Here is a 25,561-nt window from a genome sequence, read left to right on the forward strand (position 1 = left end):
GCAGCCCGGAGACGGGCGCCCCGGGAGGCAGCCCTGAAGGCGGGCCGCCCCGACGGCACGACCCGCGCTATACCTCTAAACGAGATAGCTCGATTAGAGGTAGCATGGCAGGCGTCGAGACCGCAAGGAGTCCCATGCTCGAGCTGTCGATCCTCGGTTTCCTGGCCGAGGAGCCCCTGCACGGATACGAGTTGAAGGAGCGCATCACGGCCCTGACCGGCCACGTCCGCCCGGTCAGCGACGGCGCGCTGTACCCGGCGATCAACCGGCTCGTCGCCGCCGGCACGCTCGACCAGCACACCGAGGGCGGCGTGAGCGCGGCCCCCCGCCGGGTACTGACCCTTACCGAGCAAGGACGCGCCGACCTGCTGGAACGCCTGCGTCGGCCGAAACAGGCCGAGATCACCGACCAGGTCCGCTACAACACGGTCCTGGCGTTCCTGCGCCACCTGCCCGACCGCCGGGAACAGGCCGCCGTCCTGCAGCGCCGCCTGGACTTCCTGCAGACGCCGACGAGCTTCTTCTACGCCGACGGCGAGCCCGTCCGGGCGGAGCACGCGCACGACCTGTTCCGGCAGGGCATGCTGCGCGTCGCGCGCGCCACGGGCCAGGCGGAACGGGCCTGGCTGCACGAGGCGATCGGGGAACTGACCCGCCCGGACCCCGGGTGACGGCGCCGGTCCGCCGAGGTCGAAGCGGAGCCGGGCCCGGTCACGGCCCCGCCGGTCCGCCGCAGGCTCAGCCGAGCTGCGACTTCAGGTAGCTCTGCCAGTCCGCCGTGAACTCCGCCAGGGTGACGCCGAGCGCGCTGCGCAGCGCGCCCTCCACCGCCCCCGGCCGCTGCCCGTGCTCCCCCACCGCCCGGTAGAAGGCGTCCAGTCGCACCTCGCCCCACCGCTCGGCGACCATGCGGCAGGCCAGCCAGCCGCCCTCGTAGGCGGTGGCCAGCCGGTCGGTGTCGCCGGAGAAGCCGAAGTCGCCGTCGGCGGGCAGCGCCGCAGGCACGTTCCCCTCGGTGACGGCGCGCTGGAGTTCCGGCGCCGCCTCGGCGGGCGTGCGGCCGGTGTCGCGGTAGCCGACCCAGTCGGCGTACCCCTCGGACAGCCACAGCGGGGTGGTGGCGTTGGTGTGGGCGCGGGTCGCGACATGCGTCGTCTCGTGGGTGAGGACCACCTGCCGGCCGACCCGGCCGAGCATCGCGTACGCGTCGGGGTTGACGATGACCCGGTCCGCGGGCGCCTTGGCCCCGCCGCCCGTCTCCCCGGTCGTGACCGCGGCTATCCCCCGGTAGGAGGAGGGCGGCGAGCCGAGCAGCGCCGCCATGCCGGCCAGCGACTTCGGCACGAGGACGACGACGCGCCCGGCCCAGTCGGTGCCCCACGCGGCCGACACCGCGGGGACGGCGTCGTCGGCCAGGCCGGCGAAGGACCGCAGCCGCTCGTCGGTCTGGCCGACCCCCAGCACCAGGCTGTGGGCGCCCCGCACGACGCGCACCGCGCCCTGGTCCCAGAGCTGCTGGGCGGCCTTCCCGGCGGGCTTCTCCGAGACCACCGACCACCGCCCGGAGCCGTCGCGGGCCAGCCGCAGGTTACGGCCCACGGTCACCGGCGCCCTGTCGTAGCCCGCCACCCGGTAGCTCAGCTCGGCGTCGGCGGTGGCGGCGTCCCCGGTGCGGTGAAGGGCCGTCACCCGGTACGACCAGGCCGCCAGCGGCACGGCCCGCAGTGCCGCGTACCCGGTCGCGGTGCCGGTGGCCGCGTACGCGCGCGCGTCACGGTCGAGGACCGCGGCGGCCCGCCGGTCGAGCACCCGCTGGACGTCGGCCTGCGCACGGTCCGGTCCGGCGCGCCCGCCGCAGGCGACCAACCCGACGAACAGCGGGGCCAGCAGCAGACAGAGCCCGCGCACCCCGGCGCCGCGCGCCCGCCTTCGACCAGCCATTCTCCCGATCGTACGGCGGCAGCGGCGCGCGGCACCCGGTCAGGGCCTGGTGACGGACGACACCGGCATCATCCCGACCGGGTCGTAGCGCACCGGCGCGCCCGGGTAGGGGGCGTGGATGACCTGCCCGTTGCCGACGTACATGCCGACGTGGCTGGCGTCGGAACGGTAGGTGACGATGTCGCCGGGGCGCGCCTGGGAGAGCGGCACCCGTCGGCCGGCGTGCGCCTGGGCCTGCGAGGTGCGCGGCAGGGAGACCCCGGCCTGCGCGTACGACCACTGCATGAGTCCCGAGCAGTCGAAGCCGGAGGGGCCGTTGGCGCCCCAGATGTACGGCTTGCCGAGCGCGGAGCGCACGGCGGCCACTGCGGCGCCCGCACGACCCGACGCCGGGACGGAGCCGGTGAGCTCGGGCAGGCCGTCGCGACCGGACCGGGAGGCCCGGTCGTAGGCGGCGCGTTCGTCGGACGGCAGGGAGTTGAGCAGTTGCCGGGCCCGGGCGAGCTTGCGCTCCACGGTCTGCTTGTGGCGCGTGACGGCCTTGCGGCTCTTCTCCAGCTCGGCGAGTGTGCGGGCGGCCTCGGAGCGCTCCTGGGTGAGCTCGCGCAGCGCGTGCTGCAGGGTGCGCAGTTCGCCTGCCTGGTGCGCGTTGACGCGGTCGAGGACGGACGCCTTGGCGAGGTACTCCTCAGGGTCGTCGGAGAACAGCAGCGCCAGCGAGGGGTCGAGGCCGCCGGAGCGGTACTGGGCGCCGGCCAGCGAACCGAGCTGCTCGCGCAGGTCGTTGACGCGCTCCTGTTGCCTCGCGATGTGGTCCTGGGCCAGGCCGACCTGCTCCCGCAGGGCGTCGGCGCGCTCGTCGGCCTTGTTGTAGGCCTCGGTGGCCTTCTCGGCCTCCGTGTAGAGACGGTCCACCTCGGCACGGGTGCCGTCGTGCGGCGCGGCCGTGGCCGGTACGGCTGAGACGGCGCCGAGTGCGGCGGCCGCGACGGACAGCACGCTCAGGGCGCTGCAGGCGCCCCGGTCGAACCCGGACTGTGCAAGGCGACGATGGGACCCCACGGGAAGCCGCGCTCCTTCCACCGGCGGACAGAACGCGGCAGACAGTAGCCCCGTGACAGGGGGCCGGCCAAAGACCTCGGTGGGCACGCACAGTGACGCCCCGCCGCTGACGCAGGTCACCGGCGGGGCGTGGGGTCACTTCTCGTCGCCACGATTCGCCCGTTCGGGCGGCGTGGTGTCCTGATCTTGAGGACGCCGATCTCGAGGACGCCGATCTCGAGGACGATCAGATCCGGACGCCGAACTGGAACGGCATGTTGTTGATCGACTCGTAGCGCACGACGGTGCCTGTGCGCGGGGCGTGCAGCACCTGGCCGTTGCCCGCGTACAGGCCGACGTGGTGCTGGTCGCCGTAGAAGATCACCAGGTCGCCGACCTTGAGGCCGGACTTGCTGTAGATGCGCGTCCCGTCGTTGGCCTGGGCCTGCGAGGTGCGCGAGATGTGGACGCCGGCCTGGGCGTAGGCCCAGGAGGTCAGGCCCGAGCAGTCGTACGTGCGGGTGCCGGTGGCGCCGTACTCGTAGGGCTTGCCGAGCTGGGTCTGGGCGGCCTGGAAGGCGGCCATGGCACGGCCGGAGCCGGCCGGGGCGTCACCGAGGTCGACCCGCTCGCCGGCGTCGCGGCTGGCGCGGGCGTCGGCGGCGGAGAGGGCGGCCTTCTCCTTCGCCGTCAGCGTGTTGAGGAGCTTCTGCGCCTCGGCCAGCTTCGCCTGGACTTCCTTCTTCTTCTTGCCCAGCTCGGTGCGGGTGGTGGCGAGGTCCTTGAGCTTGGAGGACGCCTCGGCACGCTCCTGAGCGAGCTCGCGCTGCTTCTCCTGGATCTTCTTCAGCGCCTCGACCTGCTGGCCGCTGAGCTGGTCGGCGACGGACGCCTTGTCCAGGTAGTCGTCCGGGTCCGAGGAGAGGAGCAGCTGGAGGGAGGGGTCGATGGAGCCGGTGCGGTACTGGGCCGCGGCCGCCAGGCCCATGGAGTCGCGCAGCTCGTTGAGGTCGGCCTGACCGCGGGCCACGTTGTCCTGGATGGTGGAGATCTCCTTCTGGAGCTTCTCCTGCTTCTCCTTGGCCCCGTTGAACGTCTCGGTGGCCTGCTCCGCCTCTTCGTAGAGCTTGTCGACCTTGCTCTTGACCTCGTCCTTGGTGAGCTTCTCGCTCGGCGCCGCGTTGGCGGCCTGCGAGCTCAGCACGACGGCAGCGGCGGCTGCGGTGGTCAGCACGGTCACGCGCGCGCGACTCGGCTGTTTCGGTCGACGGTGGGACGCCACGGAGACGGGCTCCTTCTTTTGAGTGATCACCCGTTTGGAGGTTCGATCACCAGACCTTAGTGACCTCTCCGTGATCAGTTCAAATCCCCCGGCGCAAAAACCCCTCACGCAACGCAGTTTTTTCATACAACTCACGTGCAGTGGTGAACCGATTGACGCTACGTTGCGTGACAAACCCGCCAATTCGGTCATCGAGCCCGCAACTTCGACCTTCAGGACAGTCGCTTCAGAAGCACCGCGGAAGCCACCGGTCGGGCACCTGCCTTCGCGATTCCGTCGGCCACCTCGCGGTCGGTCGAGGCGACGATGACCGGCCGGCCGGGTGGCTCGGCCCGCACCAGCTGCCGGATCAGCTCGTCGGCCGTGACGCCCGGTTTGGAGAACAGCACCCGCACCCCGCGCGGCGGCGCGAGCAGCACCGGAGCGACGAGTTCGGCGCCGTCGAAGACACAGGTGACCTCGGCGCCGGTCTGCGCGGCGAGTTGCGAGAGCTGGCCGAGGAGCCGCAGCCGCTGCTTCTCCAACGGCATCTGCGGATAGCCGGTCTTGGTGACGTTGTAGCCGTCCACCACCAGATGCGCCTGCGGCAGCGCGAGCAACTGGTCGAGAATGGCCGGATCGTGCTCCGACAGGGCGCGCGCCGCGATGTCCTTCGGCGTCATCCGTCCCGGTTCGACCGCGTCGACGGTCTCCGCCGGCCGTACCGACACCGGCGGCAGCGCCAGTTCGCGCCGCAGCCCCTGGGCCGCGTCGAGCACCGTGTCCAGCAGCAGCCGCACCCGCATGTCCTCGACGCTGCGCCCCTCGCGGGCCGCGCGCCGGGCGGCCTCCAGAGCGGCCTCGGCCTCACCCAGACGCGCCTTCAGCCGCCGTGACTCGCTCTCCGCGGCGGACACCTGGGTGTGCCCCTCGGCGCGCACGGCCTCCATCTCGCTCTGCACCTTGCGCAGGGCGGCCTCGCCGCGCTTGACGTCGCTGAGGGCCGACCGCAGCTTGCGGTGCAGCGACTCCGTCTCCTTCTTCGCCGCGTCCAGCTCGGCGCGCAGCCGCTCGGTGTCCGACCGGTTCTGCTCACGCGCCCGCTCGAGCTCCTCGCGCAACCGCTCCAGCTCGGCGCGGCTCTCCTCGTCGGCGCGCTCGGCGTCGGCCCGCTGGGCCTCCTCACCGGCCGACGTCACCAGCTTCACCCAGCCCACGGGCCGCAGAACATAGGCCGCGGCCGCCACGTCGAGCGGGTCCGCGGCCGGGGTGGGCGAGCCGGAGTCGAGAGCGCCGGACAGCTCCGGCTGCGCCTCTCTGAACTTCTCGGCGATGCGCTGTCTGAAGATCGGATCGGTCTCCAGCGCCGCCGCCATCGCGTTGCCCGCGAACTTGGCGCGCCGGTTGGGCGCGAAACGGGCGTACTGGCGCAACTGGGCGGGCAGTTCGCCGACGGTCAGTCCGCCGAAGCCGTCGGAGACGATCGTGACGACCCTGCGCCGCACGCCGTCCGGCAGCGGACGGTCGAGCATCTCGGCGCTGCCGTCGCCCGGCACCTCGCCTGCGCTCTCCACCATCCGTCACACCCCAATACTGTGCGGGCCCTCCCCGCCCTCGCCTTCGCTCGAGCGGGGGACCCCGTCGTCAGGAACCGGCGCCCGGCCGATCCACTAGTTCCACCTGGTCCACGGCGTTGCACCAGCGACACCGCACCGACTCGATGGTCTCACTGACCACCTCGCGCTCCTCGACCTTCGGCTCGCCCGCGAGGTCCAGGTGCACGTACTCGACGACCTTCGACGAGCGTGTCACGTCGAACCGCGTGAGGTTGCCGCAGAGAGTGCAGCGCCACCGCGTGGCGGCGGTCGGCAGGGGAACCGTCATCGTGACTTTCCACTTCCTTCTGGTGTCGTGCTCGCTGTGCCGGGTCGGGCCGGAGGCTCCCCCGTGCGTATGGCTCGTAACCCTACGGCCTGGGGGGTACCCGCCGCCCGTCCGTCCACCGCGGCCGTGCGACGGCGAGGCGATCCATGCGCATGCGTCCCCTTACGCCATGCTCTGTACCCATGATCAGCAACGGGACGGGGAGCGGGCCGGCCGGCCGAGCGGTCCGGATCCCCTCGGCGCCGGTGACGTACGCACTGATCGCCCTGTGCTGCCTGGTCTTCCTGATCAGCCCCGCCTCGGGCGTCGACCCGGCGTACGGGGCCGGCGACGGGCTGCCGGCCGCCCAGCGGGCCTACTTCCGGCGCTGGGGCGTGGTGCCCACCGAGTTGTTCGAGGGCGCGCCCCGGGCCGTCCTCACCCCCGCCACCGCGCTCTTCGTCCACGGCAGCTGGGTGCACCTGCTGGGCAACATGCTCTTCCTCTACGTCTTCGGGGCGATGACCGAGGGCCGGATGGGCCGCGTCGAGTTCACGCTCTTCCACGTCGGCTGCGGCTACCTCGCCCTGCTGGGCTACGCCGCCGCCAACGCCGGCTCGTCGCAGTCCCTGGTGGGCGCCTCCGAGGCGGTCTCCGCGGTGCTCGGCGCGTTTCTGTACCTGTTTCCCCGGGCGCGGGTCACCAGTCTCCTTCCGTTCCTGTTCTTCCTGCCGCTGCGTTTCCCCGCGTGGGTCGTGCTCCCCTTCTGGGCGGCCGTGCAGTGGGCGGCGGCGGGACAGGCGTCCGGGGGGCCGGGGGTGGCATACCTGGCGCACCTGGTGGGCTTCGGCCTCGGGTTCGGCTACGCGTGGGCCCGTTTCGGGACCGGGGAGGGTCCGCCGGGCGCCCGGGAAGGGCGGCGGCGGGCGAGGGGCGCGCGGGGGCGGGCGACTAGAGTGAAGGCCGCCCCAGCTCCGGCCTCCGAGGGAGAGAACCAGCCGTGATCACCGCGATCGTCCTGATCAAGACCAGCGTGGACCGGATCCCCGAGATCGCCGAGCGGATCGCCTCGCTGGATTCCGTGAGCGAGGTCTTCTCCGTGACGGGGACCTACGACCTCATCGCGATGGTCCGGGTGAAGCAGCACGAGGACCTCGCCGAGGTCATCCCGGGCAGCATCAGCAAGATCCCCGGGGTCGAGGGGACGGACACCCACGTCGCGTTCCGCACGTACTCACAACACGACCTCGAAGCCGCGTTCGCCATCGGGCTGGACTCGTAGGGGGCGGGGGGGCTGCGCAGTTCCCCGCGGATGGGCTCCGCCCCGGGTACGGGGGGCGCCGTTGCTCCCGGCCGCCCGGGGCGCGGGTGCGGTCGGGTTGGGCGCGCAGGTCACCGCGCCCCTGAAGGGGTTGCCCCCGGTCCCGGATGCAGAGGAGCCGTCGGCCCCGGCGCCCAGGCAGGGGCATCCGCGGGCCGCGCACGGGTGCGGGTGCGGTCGGGCCGGGCGCGCCCCTGAGGGGGTTGCCCCCGGCCCTCGCCGGAGCAGGCGCCGTCTCGCACGGGGCGGCCTGGTCCGCCCCCCCTCACAGAGGGGCCGTCGTTCGCGGGGTCAGGTCAGGGCCGGGACGCAGCGGCCGTCTTCTGTGCGGTACTGCCACTTCGCTCCGTCGGTCACCAGTTCCCGGACCGCGGTCACGAAGCGTTCGACGTGCTCGTCGGGCGTGCCCGCGCCGAAGCTCACGCGGATGGCGTTGAGGGACTTCTCGCCCGGAGCCGCCTCGGGGGCGCCGCACTCGCCCTGCGTCTCGGGGGCGCCGCCCAGGAGGGTGCGGACCAGGGGGTGGGCGCAGAAGAGGCCGTCGCGGACGCCGATGCCGTACTCGGCGGACAGGGCCGCGGCGAAGTGCGAGCTGTTCCAGCCCTCGACGACGAAGGAGATCACGCCGACGCGCGGGGCGTCGTCGCCGAAGAGGGAGAGGACCCGGACCTGCGGGACCTCCGCGAGGCCGGTGCGCACCTTCTCGATCAGGCGCCGTTCGCGCGCGACCAGGGCGTCGAAGCCGGCCTCGGTGAGGGCCCGGCAGGCGGACGCGATGGAGTAGGCGCCGATCACGTTCGGGGAGCCGGCCTCGTGGCGGGCCGCACTCTCGTGCCACTCCACGTCCACGCCCCCGTCCTCGCGCCGGGTGACCTTGCGACTGGCGCCGCCGCCCGCGAGGTAGGGGTCCGCCGCGACCAGCCAGTCCGCGCGGCCGGCCAGCACGCCGGAGCCGAAGGGGGCGTACAGCTTGTGGCCGGAGAAGGCGATCCAGTCGACGTCGAGATCCTGGACCGACACCGGGTGGTGCGGGGCCAGCTGGGCGGCGTCCAGGACGATCCGGGCGCCGTGGGCGTGCGCCGCCGCCGCCAGCTCGCGCACCGGCCACAGCTCGCCGGTGACGTTCGAGGCGCCGGTGACGCAGACCAGCGCCGGGCCGTGCGGGTCGCGGGCCGCGAGGGCCCGCTCCAGGGTCCGTACGGCCTGGCCCGGGGTGCGCGGGGCGTCGAGACAGGTGACCCGGGCGTCCTGCCACGGCAGCAGGGCCGCGTGGTGCTCGGTCTCGAAGACGAAGACCTGGCAGTCGGCGGGCAGGGCACGTGCCAGCAGGTTGAGGGAGTCCGTCGTCGAGCGGGTGAAGACCAGCTGGTCGTCGGGACGGCAGTCGAGGAACTCGGCGACGGTCCCGCGGGCGTTCTCGAAGAGGTCCGTCGAGAGCTGGGAGAGGTAGCCGGCGCCGCGGTGCACGCTGCCGTAGTACGGGGCGTAGGCGGCGACGTCGTCCCAGACGCGCTGGAGGGCGGGGGCGCTGGCCGCGTAGTCGAGGGCCGCGTAGGCGACCTCGCCGCCGGTGACGAGCGGGACGGTGACATCCCGTCCCAGAACGTCCAGCGGGGCACAAACAGGGCGGACGACGGCAGCGGTGGAGAGGGACATGGCGAACTCCCGTGAGAGGAAAGGGGGACCGCCGTGCGAGCGGCGTGGCTCGAGCACGGTGGAAGGGTGGGAAAGGGTGTGCGGAGGCGGGGCTCGACGCCCTAGCGCATTCGCTTGCTCACAGGAGACTCCCTCGGACGACCCAGGACCCCTGGCGTTCTCACTCGAAAGAGTGCGAGGGATCCGCGCTTGCCGTGGACCTCGCTGCCCACAGCCTGGTCTTCACCCGGGGCACCCCGCCACGGACGGAGGGTTGCCGGACAGTCGGCCGGGGCCTCATGACTGTCACTCATGACCTGATACAGGAAACTACGCGAGCCGATCACGGTCCCGCAACCCGTGTCCGGATGGCGGGACCGCAGCCGATCACGGTCCCGCAACCCGTGTCCGGATGGCGGGACCGCGTCTCATGGGCGTCAGGCGTTGCTGGCGGCCACCCAGCGCTCCAGCGCCCGCTTGGCCGCCCCGGAGTCCAGCGACTGAGCGGCTCGTGCCATGCCGGCCCGGATCTCCTCGGCCAGCGTCCCGCCGCCCGGCTCGAGCGCCACGAGCGCCGCCGCCGAGTTCAGCAGCACGGCGTCCCGCACCGGGCCGCGCTCGCCCTCCAGCAGACGGCGGGCGACCTCCGCGTTGTACGAGGGGTCCCCGCCCCGCAGTGCCTCGACCGGCACCAGCTCGAGGCCGACGTCGCGCGGGTCGAAGGTCTCCTCGGTGACCTTGCCGTCGCGCACCACCCACACGTGGGAGGTGGCCGTGGTGGTCAGCTCGTCGAGGCCGTCGTCGCCCCGGAAGACCAGGGAGGAGTTGCCGCGCTCGGCGAAGACACCCGCGACGACCGGCGCCATGAGCGGATCGGCGACGCCGACGGCCTGCGCCCGCACCTTGGCGGGATTGGTCAGCGGGCCGAGGATGTTGAACACCGTGCGGATGCCCAACTGGCCTCGCGCCGCGCCGACATGACGCAGCGCCGGATGGAACTTGATCGCGAAGCAGAAGGTGATCCCGGCCTCCTGCGCCACCTCGGCCACCCGGCGCGGGGTCAGCTCCAGATTGACGCCGAGCTTCTCCAGCACGTCCGAGGCGCCGGACGCGGAGGACGCGGCCCGGTTGCCGTGCTTGACGACCGTCGCGCCGGCCCCGGCCACGACGATCGCCGACATCGTGGAGATGTTGACCGTCTTCGCGCCGTCGCCGCCCGTGCCGACGACGTCGACGGTCGGCCCCGGCACCTCGATCAGGTTGGCGTGCTCGTACATCGCCCGGACCAGCCCGTTGATCTCCTCGACGGTCTCGCCCTTGGCCCGCAGCGCCACCACGAACCCGGCGATCTGCGCGTCGGTCGCCTCGCCGCGCATGATCCGGTCCAGCGCCCAGAACGTGGCGTCCGCGCCCTGGTCACGGCCGTACAGCAGGCCGTTCAGCACCTCGGGCCAGGAACGGCCCGCCGCGGTGTCGCCTCCAGCGGGGGTCACAGCGCTCATAGCCGCTCCTGCGTGTGTCGTAGAACAGAGTGAACCCCACCCTATCCAGCCCGCGGGCACGGCAAAGGGCCCCGTCCGACAACCGGACGGGGCCCCTTCTACCGTGGCGTGGCGACGCCTTTGCGATCAGTGGTGGCCGTGGCCGCTCGTGATCTCCTTGTACTCCTCGACGGTGGGCTTCGGGATCTGCTGGTCCTCGCCGAAGTACGCTCCGCTGATCTTGGCGCGGAGCTTCTCCTTGCCCGTCACCTTGCGCTCGACGCCGTTCTCGTCGACCGTGGCGCCGATCGCGGCCGGCTCGTACTGCTCGTGCGCGGTGAGCGTGTGCAGCTGCTCCTGGCTGAGCGGCTCGTGGATCTCGATGAACTCACCGTGCGGCAGGCGCTTGATGGTGCCGGTCTCCCGGCCGTGCAGCACCTTGTCCCGGTCACGGCGCTGCAGACCGAGGCAGATCCGCTTGGTGAGGATGTACGCGATGACCGGTCCGGCGAAGAAGAAGATCCGGACGAACCAGGTGATCGAGTTGATCGACAGGTGGAAGTGGGTGGCCCACAGGTCGTTGCCACCGCCGACCAGCGTGATCATGTACATCGTGACCCAGGCGACGCCGAGCGCCGTACGGGTCGGCGCGTTGCGCGGGCGGTCCAGGATGTGGTGCTCGCGCTTGTCGCCGGTGACCCAGGCCTCGATGAACGGGTACATCGCCAGCGCCGCGAGGACCACGCCGAACAGGACCAGCGGGATGAACACGCCGAGGACGAGCGTGTGACCCCAGAGGTTGATCTCCCAGCCCGGCATGAAGCGGATCAGGCCTTCGGCGAAGCCCATGTACCAGTCCGGCTGGGCGCCGGTCGACACCTGGTCCGGACGGTAGGGGCCCATCGCCCAGATCGGGTTGATCTGCGCGATCGCCGCGATGACCGCGATGACGCCGAAGACCAGGAAGAAGAAGCCTCCGGCCTTGGCCATGTACACCGGCAGCAGCGGCATGCCGACGACGTTCTTGTTGCTCTTTCCGGGGCCCGCGAACTGCGTGTGCTTGTGGTAGAAGACCAGGATCAGGTGGCCCACCACCAGGCCCAGCATGATGCCGGGCAGCAGCAGGATGTGGATCGAGTAGAACCGCGCCACGAAGTCGTGGCCGGGGAACTCGCCGCCGAAGAGGAAGAACGAGATGTACGTGCCGACGACCGGCGTCGCCAGGATCGCGCCCTGCGTGAAGCGCACACCGGTGCCCGAGAGCAGGTCGTCCGGGAGCGAGTAACCGGTGAACCCGGTGAACATGCCGAGCACGAACAGCAGGAAGCCGAACAGCCAGTTGACCTCACGCGGCTTGCGGAACGCACCCGTGAAGAACACGCGCATCATGTGCACGAACATGCCGGCGAGGAAGATCAGCGCCGCCCAGTGGTGGATCTGCCGGATGAGCAGACCGCCGCGCACGTCGAAGGAGATGTGCAGGGTCGAGCTGAACGCCTCGGACATCAGCTGTCCCTGGAGCGGGACGTAGCTGCCGTGGTACTCCACCTCGTTCATCGACGGGTGGAAGAACAGCGTCAGATACACACCCGTCAGGATGATGATGATGAAGCTGTACAAGCACACTTCGCCGAGCATGAACGACCAGTGGTCGGGGAAGATCTTGCGCATGTTGGCCTTGGCCAGGGAGTAGATCCCCAGCCGGCCGTCGGCCCAGTCGGCGATCCGCTCGCCCGCCGGAGCCTTCCCGCGTACGCGGGACTCGTTGGGCTCGTTGCTCTCGTGGTTCTCTGTGGTGCTCATCCGCGCTCCCAGAAAGCAGGACCGACGGGCTCCTCGAAGTCGCCGTGCGCCTCGAGGTAGCCCTCGTCGTTCACGCCGATGCGCAGCTGCGGCAGGGCGTGACCGGCGGGACCGAAGATCACTCGGGCGCCGTCGGAGAGGTCGAAGGTGGACTGGTGGCAGGGGCACAGCACGTGGTGCGTCTGCTGCTCGTACAGGGAGATCGGGCAACCGACGTGGGTGCAGATCTTCGAGTACGCCACGATGCCGTCGTGCGACCACTCGAGCTCGCGCTTGTCCTTGATGTTCTCCGGCTGCAGCCGGACGATCATCAGGGCCGCCTTGGCGATCTCGTTCTGGAAGTCCTCGTCGTGCTCCTCCAGGCCCTCGGGCTTGGCGAAGGTGAGAGAACCGACCGCGACGTCCGAGGGACGCAGCGGCTCGTTCGTGTTCATGTTGACGAGCAGCTTGCCCTTCGCCCACAGCGTGTGCCGCAGCTTGTCCCCGGGCAGCGGGCCGAGGTCGCGCAGCAGCACGACGCCGGAGAGCGGCACCAGGGCGACCGCGCCGAACAGCGTGTTGCGGATCAGCTTGCGGCGGCCGAACGCGGACTCCTTGGCGCCCTGCCGGAAGTCCGCGTGGACCTTGGCGCGGACCTCGGGGTCGGCGGCGATCGGGTGACGCTCGTCGGCGACCTCCACGTCCGACATCAGGGTGCGGGCCCAGTGGACCGCGCCGGCGCCGATGGTGAACAGCGCCGTGCCCAGCGTCAGACCCAGCGCGAAGTTCAGCGCGCTGAGGTGGCCGATCGGGAAAACGAAGATCGACTTGTCGGCGGGGATCGCCACGAACGAGGCGATGAAACCGACGGTGGCGAGCATCGACAGCGTGAACAGGAAGGCGACGGCACGCTCGGACCGCTTGGCGGCCCGCTCGTCGATGTCCTGGACGCGGTGCTCGTGGGGCGGCAGACCGGGGTCCGCGAACGGGTTCTGCTCGTCCGCGACGTCCACCGCGCCGTGCGCGTGGCCCTGCTCTACGGGCAGGTTCTCTTCTGGAATGTCTTGGCTACTCATGACTTCTTGGCCTTTGCGGTCCGAGCGGCGACCCAGACGGCGACCGCGATCAGGGCGCCGAGTCCGAAGATCCAGGCGAACAGACCCTCACTGACCGGCCCGAGGCCGCCCAGCTCCAGACCACCGGGGTTCTCGGTGTCGCTGCTGTTGACCGCGTGCAGGTACGCGATGATGTCCTTCTTGTTCTGCTCCGACAGGGTGGTGTCGGGGAAGGAGGGCATGTTCTGCGGGCCGGTCTGCATGGCCTCGTAGATGTGCTTCGGGTCCACGTCCTCGAGGGTCGGAGCGAACTTGCCCTTCGTCAGGGCGCCGCCCTTGCCGGTGAAGTTGTGGCACTGAGCGCAGTTGGTGCGGAACAGGTCGCCGCCCTTGGCGATGTCCGCGCCCTCCGGGCCGTACTCGGCCTCGGTCGGCACGGTCGGGCCGGCGCCCAGGGAGGCGACGTACGCGGCGAGCTGGTCGATCTGCGCCTGCGAGTAGATGTTCTTCTTCTTCACCACCTGCGGGCCCTGGGAGGTCGCCGCCGGCATGCGGCCGGAGCCGACCTGGAAGTCGACGGCCGCGGCGCCCACGCCGACCAGGCTCGGACCGTCGGAGCTGCCCTGACCGCCGGTGCCGTGGCAGCTGGCGCAGCCGACGGCATAGAGCTTCTTGCCCTCGTCGATGGCGAGGGACTGGGCGGTGTCGTCTGCCTGCGCCTTGCTCGCGGGCGCGAGCGCGGAGAACAGCCACCCTGTGCATGCCAGCGATAGGACTAGGACGACGAGCGCCGCCAGCGGATGGCGTCGTCGTGCGGAGAGCTTTTTCACGGATTACCCCGGTGTCAGGATCTTCTGCGTCGATGCTTGTGGAGGTGCGGGAGCGGGCCCGGCTACTTGATCAGGTAGATCGTGGCGAAGAGGCCGATCCAGACGACATCGACGAAGTGCCAGTAGTAGGACACGACGATGGCCGCGGTCGCCTGCTCGTGGGTGAACCTCTTGGCCGCGTAGGTGCGCCCGAGGACGAACAGGAAGGCGATGAGGCCGCCCGTCACGTGCATGCCGTGGAAGCCGGTGGTCAGGTAGAACACCGAGCCGTACGGGTCGGAGGAGAGCGAGAGCCCGTCCTTCTTCACCAACTCCGTGTACTCGTAGATCTGACCGCCGATGAAGATCGCACCCATGATGAAGGTGACGATGAACCACATCCTGAGCTTCTTCACGTCACCGCGCTCGGCGGCGAAGACGCCGAGCTGGCAGGTGAGGGAGGAGAGCACCAGGATCGTGGTGTTGGTGGCCGAGAACGGGAGGTTGAGTGCCTCGGCCATCTCCTTCCAGTGATCAGGACCCGTCACCGATCGCAGGGTGAAGTACATCGCGAAGAGGGCCGCGAAGAACATCAGCTCGGAGCTCAGCCAGATGATGGTTCCGACGCTGGTGAGGTTCGGCCGATTGACCGACGGGTGCGCGTGCCCGGTTTCTACTGTCGTTGCTGTCGCCACGACCGACATTATGTCGGTCCCTTATCCCGCCCTCACTCCGGGGGGTGCCGTTCGGAGTGTCAGCCCCGTGTGCAGGGCCCGGATGGTCCATCGAAGTGGTGTTCCGGGCGGTGTGGACGAGGTGGGTGAGGGAGTAGCATCCGCGGCAACTGTTCTGTCCGTACGACGCTGATGTCACGGAGGAAGCATGCAGGCGACCGCCACGGTGCTGGTCTACAGCGACGACGCCAACACGCGGGAGCAGGTGCGGCTCGCGACCGGGCGCAGGCCCGCGCCGGACGCCCCTGTGGTGGAGTTCGTGGAGTGCGCGACGGCCCCTGCGGTGCTGCGGGAGCTCGACAGGGGCGGCATCGACGTCGTCGTCCTCGACGGGGAGACCGCGCCCATGGGCGGTATGGGTCTGTGCCGCCAGCTCAAGGACGAGATCTTCCGGTGCCCGCCGGTGCTGCTGCTCATCGGGCGGCCGCAGGACGCGTGGCTCGCGACCTGGAGCCGGGCGGACGCGGCTGTGACGCTGCCTGTGGAGCCCGTGGAGTTCGCGGGGGCGCTGGCCGCACTGCTGCGGACGAAGGCGCTGCAGCAGAGCGCGTAGCGACTCGGGGACGCAGCGGCTCGGTGGCGGGGCGCGCGGCGATTCGGAGAGGGGCGATTCGGGGGGCGGGGCGCGGTTCGTCGTCGGCCTCGCGCCCCTGGTGGGTCACACCGCTGACGGGCTCAGCCGGGCCGTCTCCTGCTGTGTCCTCTGCTTGGCTCCCGTCAACGCGCTGCCCTTGCTCCACTTGGCCCAGTCGAGGTTCCAGTCGCCGAAGCCGTTGCCGAACGTCTCCATGGTGTCGCCGTTGCTGTTGACGACCTGGACGACGTCGCCCTGGCGGATGTTGTCGAAGAACCACTGGGCGTTGGCCGTGCTCATGCCGGTGCAGCCGTGGCTGACGTTCGCGTATCCCTGGGAGCCCACGGACCAGGGGGCGGCGTGGACGTACTCGCCGCTCCAGGTGACGCGCGTGGCGTAGTAGACGGGCAGGTCGTAGGAGTCCGAGGAGCCCTCGGCGATGCCGACGGTGGTCCCGCGCATACGTACGTAGTACTCCTTGCCCAGGACGACCTTGACGCCGTTGCGGGTGTCGAAGCCGGGCTTGCCGGTGGTGACGGGGATCTGCTTGATCTCCTGGTTGTTCTTGAAGACCGTCATGGAGTGCGACGCGGCGTCCGTCACGGCGACGACCCGGTCGCCGGTGGTCAGTTTGAGCTCCTTCACGGGGCCGCCCCACAGCCGGTCGCTGATCTTGATGCCGTCCAGGTTGCTGTGGGCGCGGACGGTGGCGTGGGCGGGCCAGTAGTCCTTGGGGCGGTAGTGGAGCTCCTTGTCGTCCACCCAGTGCCAGCCGCCCTGCGCGAAGGGCGTGGAGGTGACTTTCAGCCCCCGTTCGACGACGGCCCGCTGGGCGGGGTCCTTGACGGGCTGGTCGAGTTTGGCGACGACGGGCTGGCCGACGCCGTACTCGCCCGCCTGGGGGCCGAACTCGACGCCCAGCCGCTTCTTGACGGTGGGCTTTCCGGTGTCGAAGGAGAGGACCCGGCGGCCGGGCGCCCCGTCGTCGTCCTCGGTGCTCACCCGGACCGTGTAGTGGGCGCCGGCGGCCAGGGGTTCGGTGCTGTGCCAGCGGCTGCCGTCGGCGGAGAGCCGGCCCGCCACGTAGCGGCCGGCGGCGTCCACGGCGGTGACGTCCACGATGCGGTCGTCGTCGGCGGTGACCTCCAGGGGTTTGTCCGGGTCGGCCTTCTTCCCGTCACCGTCGGGGGCGTTGACGGAGATCTGGTCCGTCGCGTCGTAGGGGCGCGCGGAGAGCGGGTTGCCGTCGGAGCCGCAGCCGCTTGCGACCGCGCACAGGGCGATCACCAGCAGGGTGCAGCCGACGACGGTGCGGGGGCGGCGTTGGTGGCTCATGACTTCACGCTAGGGAGCCGCCCAGGCGGCGGCGCGCCGGGTGACACGGACGGCGGACGCCCGTTACGCCGAAAGCGTGAGCCCGGGCCCTCCTGACGGAGTGTCCGGGCTCTCGCCGCGTTCAGTGCGTGTTACTGGGTGCGGTTCTCACCGCGGTAGTACTCGAAGACCCAGCCCCACAGACCGATCATGATCATTGGGACGGAGAAGTAGAGCAGCCACCAGCCGACCGCGACACCGAGGAAGGCCAGCGCACCGCCGATGGCGAGCGACAGCGGCTGCCAGCTGTGCGGGCTGAAGAAGCCCAGCTCGCCGGCATCGTCCGCGACGTCCGCCTCCTTGTTGTCCTGCGCGCCCGCGTCGACCCGCCGGGCGGTGAAACCCAGGTAGAAGCCGATCATGATGCACAGGCCGAAGGACAGGAAGAGCGCCGTGGTGCCGGCCGGCTCCTTCGACCACACGCCATAGACGATCGCCATGGCGAGGACGAAGACGCTCAGCCAGACGAACATCTTGCCCTGGATCTTCACTTGCCGGCCTCCTTGCTGCCCGCGATGGCGCCGCCGCCGTGACCGGCGTGCTCCAGCTGCTCGAGCGCGGCGATCTCCGGGTGGTGCAGGTCGAACGCCGGGGATTCACTGCGGATCCGCGGCAGGGTGAGGAAGTTGTGGCGCGGCGGCGGGCAGGAGGTGGCCCACTCCAGGGAGCGGCCGTAGCCCCACGGGTCGTCGACGCCGACCGGCTTGCCGTACTTGGCGGTCTTCCACACGTTGTAGAGGAACGGCAGCACGGACAGACCGAGGACGAACGAGCTGATCGTCGAGATCGTGTTCAGGGCGGTGAATCCGTCGGCCGCGAGGTAGTCCGCGTAGCGACGCGGCATGCCCTCGGCGCCCAGCCAGTGCTGGACCAGGAAGGTGCCGTGGAAGCCGATGAACAGCGTCCAGAACGTGATCTTGCCGAGCCGCTCGTCGAGCATCTTGCCCGTCATCTTCGGCCACCAGAAGTGGAAGCCGGAGAACATCGCGAAGACGACCGTGCCGAAGACGACGTAGTGGAAGTGGGCCACCACGAAGTACGAGTCGGAGACGTGGAAGTCCATCGGCGGCGAGGCCAGGATGACGCCGGTCAGACCACCGAAGGTGAAGGTGACGAGGAAGCCCGTAGCCCACAGCATCGGTGTCTCGAAGGACAGCGAGCCCTTCCACATCGTTCCGATCCAGTTGAAGAACTTCACGCCGGTCGGAACGGCGATGAGGAACGTCATGAAGGAGAAGAACGGAAGCAGCACTCCGCCGGTGACGTACATGTGGTGCGCCCACACCGTCACGGACAGGCCGGCGATGGAGACCGTCGCGGCGATCAGGCCCATGTAGCCGAACATCGGCTTGCGGGAGAAGACCGGGATGACCTCGGAGATGATGCCGAAGAACGGCAGGGCGATGATGTACACCTCTGGATGGCCGAAGAACCAGAAGAGGTGTTGCCACAGCAACGCGCCGCCGTTGGCCGCGTCGAAGACATGTGCCCCGAATTTCCGATCCGCCTCCAGCGCGAACAGCGCGGCGGCGAGAACGGGGAAGGCCAGCAGGACCAGGACCGCGGTCAGCAGCACGTTCCAGGTGAAGATCGGCATGCGGAACATCGTCATGCCGGGGGCGCGCATGCAGATGATCGTGGTGATGAAGTTGACCGCGCCGAGGATGGTGCCGAAACCGGAGAAGGCCAGGCCCATGATCCACAGGTCGGCGCCGATGCCCGGCGAGCGGACGGCGTCCGACAGCGGAGAGTAGGCGAACCAGCCGAAGTCGGCCGCACCCTGCGGGGTGAGGAAGCCGCCCACGGCGATGGTCGAGCCGAACAGGTAGAGCCAGTAGGCGAACATGTTCAGCCGCGGGAACGCCACGTCGGGCGCGCCGATCTGCAGCGGCATGATCCAGTTCGTGAAACCGGCGAACAGCGGCGTCGCGAACATCAGCAGCATGATCGTGCCGTGCATCGTGAACGCCTGGTTGAACTGCTCGTTCGACATGATCTGCAGGCCGGGGCGGGCCAGCTCGGCACGCATGAGGAGCGCCATGACGCCGCCGATGCAGAAGAACGCGAACGACGTGACCAGGTACAACGTACCGATGGTCTTGTGGTCGGTGGTCGTCAGCCACTTCACCACGACGTTGCCGGGCTGCCTGCGCCTGACCGGCAGCTCGTTCTCGTACGAGTCCTCGGCTGCGGAGGCACCCTGGGGTTCGTTGAGGATGCTCACAGGATGTTCGACTCCCGGTTCTTCTCGGGGCTCGTCTGCTCGATGCCGGCCGGAACGTAACCGGTCTGCCCGTTCTTGGCGATGTCCTTCAGGTGCTTCTCGTAGACCTCCGGAGAGACGACCTTCACGTTGAAGAGCATCCGGGAGTGGTCGACGCCGCACAGCTCGGCGCACTTGCCCATGAAGGTGCCCTCGCGGTTGGGCGTCACCTGGAAGGAGTTGGTGTGGCCCGGGATGACGTCCTGCTTCATCAGGAACGGCACCACCCAGAAGGAGTGGATGACGTCACGAGAGGTGAGGACGAACCGGACCGTCTTGCCCTTGGGGAGCCAGAGGGTCGGGCCTGGGTTGTTGGTGTCCGGGTTCCGCTCGCCGGGGGTGCCGCAGGTGTAGACGCCGCCCGCGTCGGACGGGAAGTCCTTCTTGTACCTGTCCGGGATCGCGGCCAGGTCCTCGTCGGTCTTCGCGTCCCCGGTGGAGCCGTCGACGTTCTCGATGTAGTTGAAGCACCAGCTCCACTGGAAGCCCACCACGTTGACCGTGACATCCGGCTTCTTGTCGAGGCTCAGCAGCTTCGACTCGTCACGTGCCGTGAAGTAGAACAGCACCGAGACGATGATGATGGGGACGACCGTGTACAGCGCCTCGATGGGCATGTTGTACCGGGTCTGCGGAGGAACTTCGACCTTTGTGCGGCTGCGCCGGTGGAAGAAAGCACTCCACAGGATCAGGCCCCACACCAGCACGCCGGTGGCCAGCGCGGCAGCCCAGGAGCCCTGCCACAGGGAGAGGATCCGCGGAGCCTCTTCTGTGACCGGGGTGGGCATACCAAGGCGGGGGAAGTCCTTGTATGTGCAACCGGTGGCGGTCGCCAGGACCAGGCCCGCGGTCATTGCCTGCAGCAGCTTCCGCCGCATCGGGCGCCGCGACGTGGGGGTACCACCCGCGCCCTTCAGGCAGCGGGGGAGGTCGGAGCCGTTGGGACTCACGTAGCGCCTTCCCGAGAGTCTCGCCCGCGCGGTTGGCTGCGGCCTGCCTTCTCGCTGGTCGGTCGCCGCCCTGCGTCGGGCAGGGGTTTGGATGTTTATGCGGACCAAACCCTAGCCGACGCCCTCCGGGGGGTCGCGGGGAGGGTGGCATACGCGCCGCCGGTCACCTCGAAGGAGTGGGACGAGCGCCTGATAGCGCCTCATAGCTCGTCAATGCGGCTGGTCTCACGGCTGCGGCGGGCGTGACGGGTTGCTGGTGTCACGGATGCGGCACGCGTGACCGGTCTCGGTTGTCGCGGCTGCGGCACGCGTGACCGGTCGCGCCCGCGGGGCGGAGTCGCGGACCGGGGCGGTCCCGCTCCGCGGGGGTACCGGCCGGTGCCGGCCGCACCGGCGCTCTACCGTTGAGGCGTGTCCTACTTCGACGCCGCATCGGCCGCCCCCCTGCATCCCGTCGCCCGTCAGGCCCTGTCGGCCTCGCTCGACGAGGGGTGGGCCGATCCCGGCCGTCTGTACCGGGAGGGTCGGCGGGCCCGGATGCTGCTGGACGCGGCGCGGGAGGCGGCGGCCGAGGCCGTCGGCTGCCGGCCGGACGAGCTGGTGTTCACGTCCTCCGGGACGCGGGCCGTGCACTCCGGGATCGCGGGCGCGCTGGCGGGGCGTCGGCGGGTCGGACGTCACCTGATCGTGTCAGCCGTCGAACACTCCTCGGTACTGCATTCGGCCGAGGCGTTCGAGGCTGAGGGCGGGGTGGTGACCCGGACGCCTGTGACGCGGACCGGTGCGGTCGCCGTCGAGTCGTACGCCGACGCCCTGCGCTCCGACACCGCGCTGGCCTGTCTGCAGTCGGCCAACCACGAGGTGGGCACCGAGCAGCCGGTGGCCGCGGTGGCCGAGCTGTGCCGGGAGGCGGGAGTGCCATTGCTGGTGGACGCCGCGCAGTCGCTGGGGTGGGCGGCAGTGGAGGGGCCCTGGTCGCTGCTGGCGGCGAGCGCGCACAAGTGGGGCGGGCCCTCGGGCGTCGGGCTGCTCGTCGTGCGCAAGGGCGTCCGGTTCGCGCCGCAAGGGCCCGTGGACGAGCGGGAGTCGGGGCGGGCGGCCGGGTTCGAGAACCTTCCGGCGATCGTGGCCGCGGCGGCCTCGCTGCGGGCGGTGCGGGCTCAGGGGGCGGCCGAGGCGGACCGGCTGCGGGAGCTGACGGCGCGGATCCGCGCGCGGGTGGCGGCCCTCGTCCCGGAAGTGGAGGTCGTCGGGGATCCGGAGCGGCGACTGCCCGGGATCGTCACCTTCTCCTGTCTGTACGCGGACGGGGAGGCGCTGCTGCACGAGCTGGACCGGGCGGGTTTCTCGGTCTCGTCCGGGTCGTCCTGCACCAGCAGCACGCTGACGCCCAGCCATGTGCTGCGGGCGATGGGGGTGCTGAGTGAGGGAAACGTGCGGGTCTCGTTGCCGACGGGGGCGGCCGCGGACGACGTGGAGCGGTTCCTGGACGTGCTGCCGGGGGCCGTGGCGGCGGTGCGGGAGAAGCTCGGGGCGCCGCCTCTGCCCGGTCCGGCGGATCCGCGGAAGGTCGCGCCGGCCGGGGACACACCGGTCGTGGACACACCGGTCGTGGACACGCCGGTGGGGGGCTCGCCGGTGGGGGACGTGCTTGTGGTGGACGCGCTGGGCAGGCGGTGCCCGATCCCTGTCATCGAGTTGGCGAAGGTCATCGGGGAGGTGCCGGTGGGCGGCACGGTGCGGGTGCTGTCCGACGACGAGGCGGCCCGGCTCGACATCCCCGCGTGGTGCGAGATGCGGGGGCAGGAGTACGCCGGTGAGGAGCCGGCGGACCGAGGCTCTGCCTACGTGGTCCGCCGGCTCTCCTGAGTCGGCCGCTTCTGGGCCTGGGTCAGGCGGGGTTCTGGGCCTGAGGTCAGGCCAGGTGCTTGCGGACCTCGGCGCCGGCCTCCTCGCCGTACGCCTTGGTGAAGCGCTCCATGAAGTGGGCGCGACGCAGCTGGTACTCCTGCGTGCCGACCGTCTCGATCACCAGCGTGGCGAGCATGCAGCCGATCTGCGCGGCGCGCTCGTGGGAGACGCCCCAGGCGAGGCCGGAGAGGAAGCCGGCGCGGAAGGCGTCGCCGACGCCGGTGGGGTCGACCTTGGCCTCCTCCTCCGGGCAGCCGACCTCGATCGGGTCCTCGCCGTCCCGCTCGATGCGGACGCCGCGCGCGCCGAGGGTGGTCACGCGGTGGCCGACCTTGGCCAGGATCTCGGCGTCCGACCAGCCCGTCTTCGACTCGATGAGGCCCTTCTCGTACTCGTTGGAGAAGAGGTACGAGGCGCCCTCCAGCAGTATCCGGATCTCGTCGCCGTTCATGCGGGCGATCTGCTGGGAGAAGTCGGCGGCGAAGGGGATCGTGCGGGACCGGCACTCCTCGGTGTGCCGGAGCATGGCCTCCGGGTCGTCGGCGCCGATCAGGACCAGGTCGAGGCCGCCCACGCGGTCGGCGACGGTCTTCAGCTCGATCAGTCGGGCCTCGCTCATCGCGCCCGTGTAGAAGGAGCCGATCTGGTTGTGGTCGGCGTCGGTGGTGCACACGAAGCGGGCGGTGTGCAGGGTCTCGGAGATGCGGACCGAGGCCGTGTCGACGCCGTGCCGGTCGAGCCAGGCCCGGTACTCGTCGAAGTCCGCGCCCGCCGCGCCGACCAGGATGGGGCGGGTACCGAGTTGTCCCATGCCGAAGGCGACGTTCGCGCCCACCCCGCCCCGGCGGACGTCCAGGTTGTCGACCAGGAAGGAGAGCGAGACCGTATGGAGACGGTCCGCGACGAGCTGATCGGCGAAGCGGCCGGGGAACGTCATGAGGTGGTCTGTCGCGATGGAGCCGGTGACTGCGATGCGCACGGCGTGGACTCTCCTGAGGGGAGGGGGATTGACAGTTCACGCTACCCGGTCGGCTCGCGCCACCGCAGCAGCGGAAACTACCCGATAGTAGATCTTTCTTCGTGGGCCGCGGCGTGCCTACCGTTCGACTATGACGAACCTCAAGGTCCACGCGCCCGCTCCGGCCGACCTCGACGGCGGCCTCGCGTCGCTGCGCGGTGACTGCGCGCGGATGGCTCCGCACTGGGCCGCCCCGGAGAAGATCACTTCCCGCCCGGTCTCCCCGTCGCTCATCCACGGCGTGAACGTTCCGGCGACGTCGGCGCGACTGCTGGAGGCGATGCCGGACTACGGCAACTAGGACCGGCCCCTAGATCACCCAGGACCGGCCGTTCGGACCACTTTGCCGAGTGGCCCCTGGGGTGATCCCCCGATATTTCCTTCGGTACGGCGCGCGGAAGGGAACCGTGCGCTCCCCCGTCGCGTCCCATCGGCGTCCCTCGTGAAGGGGATGCGAGGTACGACAGCAGGGCAGCCGAAGGAGCGATGCGGTGAACACCGAGCGACCCGAGAACGACGACGCCGCGCGCGAGCCGGAGAAGACGGGGAAGCCGTCTTCCGCCGAGGCGAAGGCGCGGGCGCAAGCGCAGGACGCCGAGCAGACACAGGACGCCGAGCAGGCGCAGCGGCGAGGGTCCGGGCAGGCGGAGGCTGAGCCCTCGGGCGCCGACGGCGAGGAGGCCGGGCATGCGGACGCCGGGCCTGCGGACGCCAAACCCGCTGAGGCCGGGCCCGCTGTTTTGGACGAGGTCGCGGCGGAGTCCGCTGCCTCCCAGGACGCCGGCGGCCCGCAGGAGTCCGGCGCCGGCGCTTCGCCAGAGGCCCCCGTCACCGACTCGGACGACGCCGGTGTTCACGACGAGCTCGCCGCCTCGGGCGAAGCCAATGCTCACGACGGTGTTCCCGGGGCGGCGGATGCCGACGCCGGCGACGCCGCCCATGGCGGTCGGGACGAGCCCGTCGTCGGCGCGGTGGGCCACGGGGGGCCCGCTCCCGGACCTCGGCGCCGCTCCCCCCTTCTCATCGCCTCGGTCACGGCGGCCGTGCTGCTGGTGGGCGGCGGTGGCGCGTATCTGACCGCCGACACGGTGAGCGGCTCGGGCGGCGGCTCCGGTCCGGGATCGCCCTCCGGTGACGGCTCCCCCGCCGTGCTCGCACTGGACGACCACACCGCGGGCACGGGCGCCTCCCGGAGCGCCCCGAACGGCATCGCGCCCGGCGAGCCCAACCCCTACGGGGTGACCTACCAGGCCGGCGCCACCCTGCCCGCCGGTCCCGGCTCCGCGCCCGTGTACTGGGCGAAGGGCGAGGTCACCGCGGACGAGGCGGCCCGGCTGGCGAAGGCGCTGGGGGTCGACGGCACGCCGGTGGCCGACGGCGAGGCCTGGCGGATCGGCGCCGGCGACAGCTCGGGGCCGGCGCTGCGGGTGAACCGGCAGGCGCCCGGCATGTGGACCTTCACCCGGTACGCCCCGGGCACCGACAACTGCACCGCGTTCAGCGACAAGTGCGCCCAGTCACAGTCCCGGTCCCAGTCCCCGACGCCGGCCACCGACGAGCCGGTGAGCGAGGCAGCCGCGAAGAAGGCGGCCGCGCCGATCCTGAAGGCGCTCGGGCAGGACGACGCCAAGGTGGACGCGAGCCTGACCATGGGCGCGCAGCGCATGGTGAACGCCGACCCGGTGGTCGGCGGGCTGCCGACCTACAGCTGGACGACCGGGATCAGCGTCAACGCACAGGGCGAGGTCGTCGCCGGGAACGGGCAGCTGGAGGCGCCCGCGAAGGGGGACGTCTATCCCCTGGTGAGCGCGCAGGAGGCGCTGGACGCGCTGAACTCCGCGCCGGGGACCGGCCACCGGATGGGCATCGGCGGCTGCGCCAGCCCGGTGCCGCTGAAGGAACGACTGGAGAGCCCGTGCGGCACGTCGACGTCCGCTCCGAAGCGGCAGACGGCGACCGTCGAGGACGCGGTGCTCGGCCTGGCCCCGCACACCTCGGGCGGCCGGCAGGTCCTCGTGCCGTCCTGGCTGTTCGCCGTGCGGGCGGCGGGCGGTGCGGACGGGTACACCGTGGCGCAGCCGGCCGTCGAGCCCGCGTATCTGAAGTCCGCGACGACGCCGACCCCCACGCCGCGGCCGTCCGGCTCCTCGGCCACTCGTGACGTGCGGGTGGACGGCTACTCCGCGGAGGGCAGGGAGCTGACCGTCGCCTTCACCGGCGGGGTGTGCGCCGACTACAAGGCGACGGCGACGGAGAGCAAGGACGAGGTGAGGGTCACCGTCACGCAGACGCCCTGGCCGGACAAGGTCTGCATCATGATCGCCAAGGAGTACCACCAGGTCGTGCAGCTGGACGAGCCGCTGGGCGCCCGGAAGGTGGTCGGGTCGGACGGCGCGGGCGTCCCGCTGGAGAAGCCGGGGGCCCGGCTTCCGCAGGCCCGGTAGCCCCTCGGAGCGCAGCACGAAGGCGGCGGCCCCCCTCAAAAGGGGGCCGCCGCCTTTCGCGTGGCTCAGCCGCGGTTCATGGTGGAACCGGCGACGACCTGGAC

At 70.8% G+C, this 25,561-nt stretch carries 23 protein-coding genes and 1 riboswitch; of the genes, 7 read left to right on the forward strand and 16 right to left on the reverse strand.

Going from position 1 to position 25,561, the window contains the following annotated elements; all coding sequences use genetic code 11:
- The first annotated feature begins 134 nt into the window (after positions 1–134).
- The gene (locus QA802_RS12290) at positions 135–671 is read left to right on the forward strand and encodes a PadR family transcriptional regulator (RefSeq protein WP_334521179.1); all 537 of its coding nucleotides are present in this window, start codon (positions 135–137) and stop codon (positions 669–671) included.
- 67 nt (positions 672–738) lie between these two features.
- On the opposite strand, the gene QA802_RS12295 is transcribed toward QA802_RS12290, so the two are convergent.
- The 5 genes from QA802_RS12295 to QA802_RS12315 form a co-directional block, all read right to left on the reverse strand.
- Positions 739–1,941, reverse strand: coding sequence for a hypothetical protein (locus QA802_RS12295; protein WP_334521182.1), 1,203 nt, complete (start codon positions 1,939–1,941; stop codon positions 739–741).
- Between the two features lie 39 nt (positions 1,942–1,980).
- Entirely contained in the window at positions 1,981–3,003 is a 1,023-nt protein-coding gene (locus tag QA802_RS12300) for a C40 family peptidase (protein ID WP_334521185.1), read from the reverse strand.
- 226 nt (positions 3,004–3,229) lie between these two features.
- On the reverse strand, positions 3,230–4,264 hold the full coding sequence (locus QA802_RS12305; RefSeq protein ID WP_334521188.1) for a C40 family peptidase: 1,035 nt from the start codon (positions 4,262–4,264) through the stop codon (positions 3,230–3,232).
- 212 nt (positions 4,265–4,476) lie between these two features.
- Complete coding sequence (locus tag QA802_RS12310; RefSeq protein ID WP_334521191.1) at positions 4,477–5,820, reverse strand: NYN domain-containing protein; 1,344 nt, start codon at positions 5,818–5,820, stop codon at positions 4,477–4,479.
- Between the two features lie 67 nt (positions 5,821–5,887).
- The gene (locus QA802_RS12315; protein ID WP_020129990.1) at positions 5,888–6,127 is read right to left on the reverse strand and encodes a hypothetical protein; all 240 of its coding nucleotides are present in this window, start codon (positions 6,125–6,127) and stop codon (positions 5,888–5,890) included.
- A gap of 182 nt (positions 6,128–6,309) precedes the next feature.
- On the opposite strand from QA802_RS12315, the gene QA802_RS12320 reads away from it, so the two are divergent.
- The gene (locus QA802_RS12320; protein ID WP_334521194.1) at positions 6,310–7,110 is read left to right on the forward strand and encodes a rhomboid family intramembrane serine protease; all 801 of its coding nucleotides are present in this window, start codon (positions 6,310–6,312) and stop codon (positions 7,108–7,110) included.
- Complete coding sequence (locus QA802_RS12325; RefSeq protein WP_069771225.1) at positions 7,107–7,388, forward strand: Lrp/AsnC family transcriptional regulator; 282 nt, start codon at positions 7,107–7,109, stop codon at positions 7,386–7,388. The genes QA802_RS12320 and QA802_RS12325 overlap by 4 nt, the downstream gene beginning before the upstream one ends.
- Positions 7,389–7,718: 330 nt before the next feature.
- Here the strand turns inward: QA802_RS12325 and QA802_RS12330 are convergent, their stop codons facing one another.
- From QA802_RS12330 to ctaE, 6 genes are all read right to left on the reverse strand, one after another.
- Entirely contained in the window at positions 7,719–9,083 is a 1,365-nt protein-coding gene (locus QA802_RS12330; protein WP_334521197.1) for an aminotransferase class V-fold PLP-dependent enzyme, read from the reverse strand.
- Between the two features lie 180 nt (positions 9,084–9,263).
- A riboswitch (SAM riboswitch) is annotated at positions 9,264–9,380 on the reverse strand.
- A 119-nt stretch (positions 9,381–9,499) separates the two neighbouring features.
- The gene (trpD, locus tag QA802_RS12335) at positions 9,500–10,564 is read right to left on the reverse strand and encodes an anthranilate phosphoribosyltransferase (protein ID WP_334521200.1); all 1,065 of its coding nucleotides are present in this window, start codon (positions 10,562–10,564) and stop codon (positions 9,500–9,502) included.
- Positions 10,565–10,690: 126 nt separating this feature from the next.
- Positions 10,691–12,346: a cytochrome bc1 complex cytochrome b subunit gene (gene qcrB / locus QA802_RS12340; protein WP_334521203.1), complete on the reverse strand. Its 1,656-nt coding sequence runs from the start codon at positions 12,344–12,346 to the stop codon at positions 10,691–10,693.
- A complete protein-coding gene (gene qcrA, locus QA802_RS12345; protein WP_319167695.1) occupies positions 12,343–13,401 on the reverse strand; it encodes a cytochrome bc1 complex Rieske iron-sulfur subunit in 1,059 nt (352 codons plus the stop codon). Before qcrA ends, qcrB begins: the two co-directional genes overlap by 4 nt.
- Positions 13,398–14,210: a cytochrome bc1 complex diheme cytochrome c subunit gene (gene qcrC, locus QA802_RS12350; RefSeq protein WP_319167697.1), complete on the reverse strand. Its 813-nt coding sequence runs from the start codon at positions 14,208–14,210 to the stop codon at positions 13,398–13,400. Before qcrC ends, qcrA begins: the two co-directional genes overlap by 4 nt.
- A 62-nt stretch (positions 14,211–14,272) precedes the next feature.
- Positions 14,273–14,893: an aa3-type cytochrome oxidase subunit III gene (gene ctaE / locus QA802_RS12355; RefSeq protein WP_057579930.1), complete on the reverse strand. Its 621-nt coding sequence runs from the start codon at positions 14,891–14,893 to the stop codon at positions 14,273–14,275.
- Between the two features lie 178 nt (positions 14,894–15,071).
- Between ctaE and QA802_RS12360 the strand changes: the two genes are divergently transcribed.
- A complete protein-coding gene (locus tag QA802_RS12360) occupies positions 15,072–15,476 on the forward strand; it encodes a response regulator (protein ID WP_334521210.1) in 405 nt (134 codons plus the stop codon).
- 105 nt (positions 15,477–15,581) lie between these two features.
- Here the strand turns inward: QA802_RS12360 and QA802_RS12365 are convergent, their stop codons facing one another.
- From QA802_RS12365 to ctaC, 4 genes are all read right to left on the reverse strand, one after another.
- Positions 15,582–16,832, reverse strand: coding sequence for a L,D-transpeptidase (locus QA802_RS12365; RefSeq protein ID WP_334521213.1), 1,251 nt, complete (start codon positions 16,830–16,832; stop codon positions 15,582–15,584).
- Positions 16,833–16,963: 131 nt separating this feature from the next.
- Positions 16,964–17,362 (reverse strand): cytochrome c oxidase subunit 4, encoded by a 399-nt coding sequence (locus tag QA802_RS12370; protein WP_334521216.1) that lies wholly within the window; start codon positions 17,360–17,362, stop codon positions 16,964–16,966.
- Positions 17,359–19,095, reverse strand: coding sequence for an aa3-type cytochrome oxidase subunit I (gene ctaD / locus QA802_RS12375; RefSeq protein WP_319167704.1), 1,737 nt, complete (start codon positions 19,093–19,095; stop codon positions 17,359–17,361). The genes QA802_RS12370 and ctaD overlap by 4 nt, the downstream gene beginning before the upstream one ends.
- Positions 19,092–20,084, reverse strand: coding sequence for an aa3-type cytochrome oxidase subunit II (ctaC, locus tag QA802_RS12380; RefSeq protein WP_443042094.1), 993 nt, complete (start codon positions 20,082–20,084; stop codon positions 19,092–19,094). The genes ctaD and ctaC overlap by 4 nt, the downstream gene beginning before the upstream one ends.
- Before the next feature lie 411 nt (positions 20,085–20,495).
- On the opposite strand from ctaC, the gene QA802_RS12385 reads away from it, so the two are divergent.
- Positions 20,496–21,953: a cysteine desulfurase/sulfurtransferase TusA family protein gene (locus tag QA802_RS12385; RefSeq protein WP_334521220.1), complete on the forward strand. Its 1,458-nt coding sequence runs from the start codon at positions 20,496–20,498 to the stop codon at positions 21,951–21,953.
- Between the two features lie 46 nt (positions 21,954–21,999).
- Here the strand turns inward: QA802_RS12385 and QA802_RS12390 are convergent, their stop codons facing one another.
- Entirely contained in the window at positions 22,000–22,974 is a 975-nt protein-coding gene (locus tag QA802_RS12390; RefSeq protein WP_334521223.1) for a carbohydrate kinase family protein, read from the reverse strand.
- Positions 22,975–23,104: 130 nt separating this feature from the next.
- Between QA802_RS12390 and QA802_RS12395 the strand changes: the two genes are divergently transcribed.
- Together QA802_RS12395 and QA802_RS12400 are read left to right on the forward strand one after the other, a co-directional pair.
- Positions 23,105–23,314, forward strand: a complete 210-nt coding sequence (locus tag QA802_RS12395) for a hypothetical protein (RefSeq protein WP_319167709.1) — start codon at positions 23,105–23,107, stop codon at positions 23,312–23,314.
- A gap of 190 nt (positions 23,315–23,504) precedes the next feature.
- Positions 23,505–25,457, forward strand: coding sequence for a hypothetical protein (locus tag QA802_RS12400; RefSeq protein ID WP_334521226.1), 1,953 nt, complete (start codon positions 23,505–23,507; stop codon positions 25,455–25,457).
- Positions 25,458–25,561 lie beyond the last annotated feature (104 nt).

Origin of the sequence: Streptomyces sp. B21-105, from assembly GCF_036898465.1 — a bacterium.
Classification (GTDB): Bacteria; Actinomycetota; Actinomycetes; order Streptomycetales; family Streptomycetaceae; genus Streptomyces.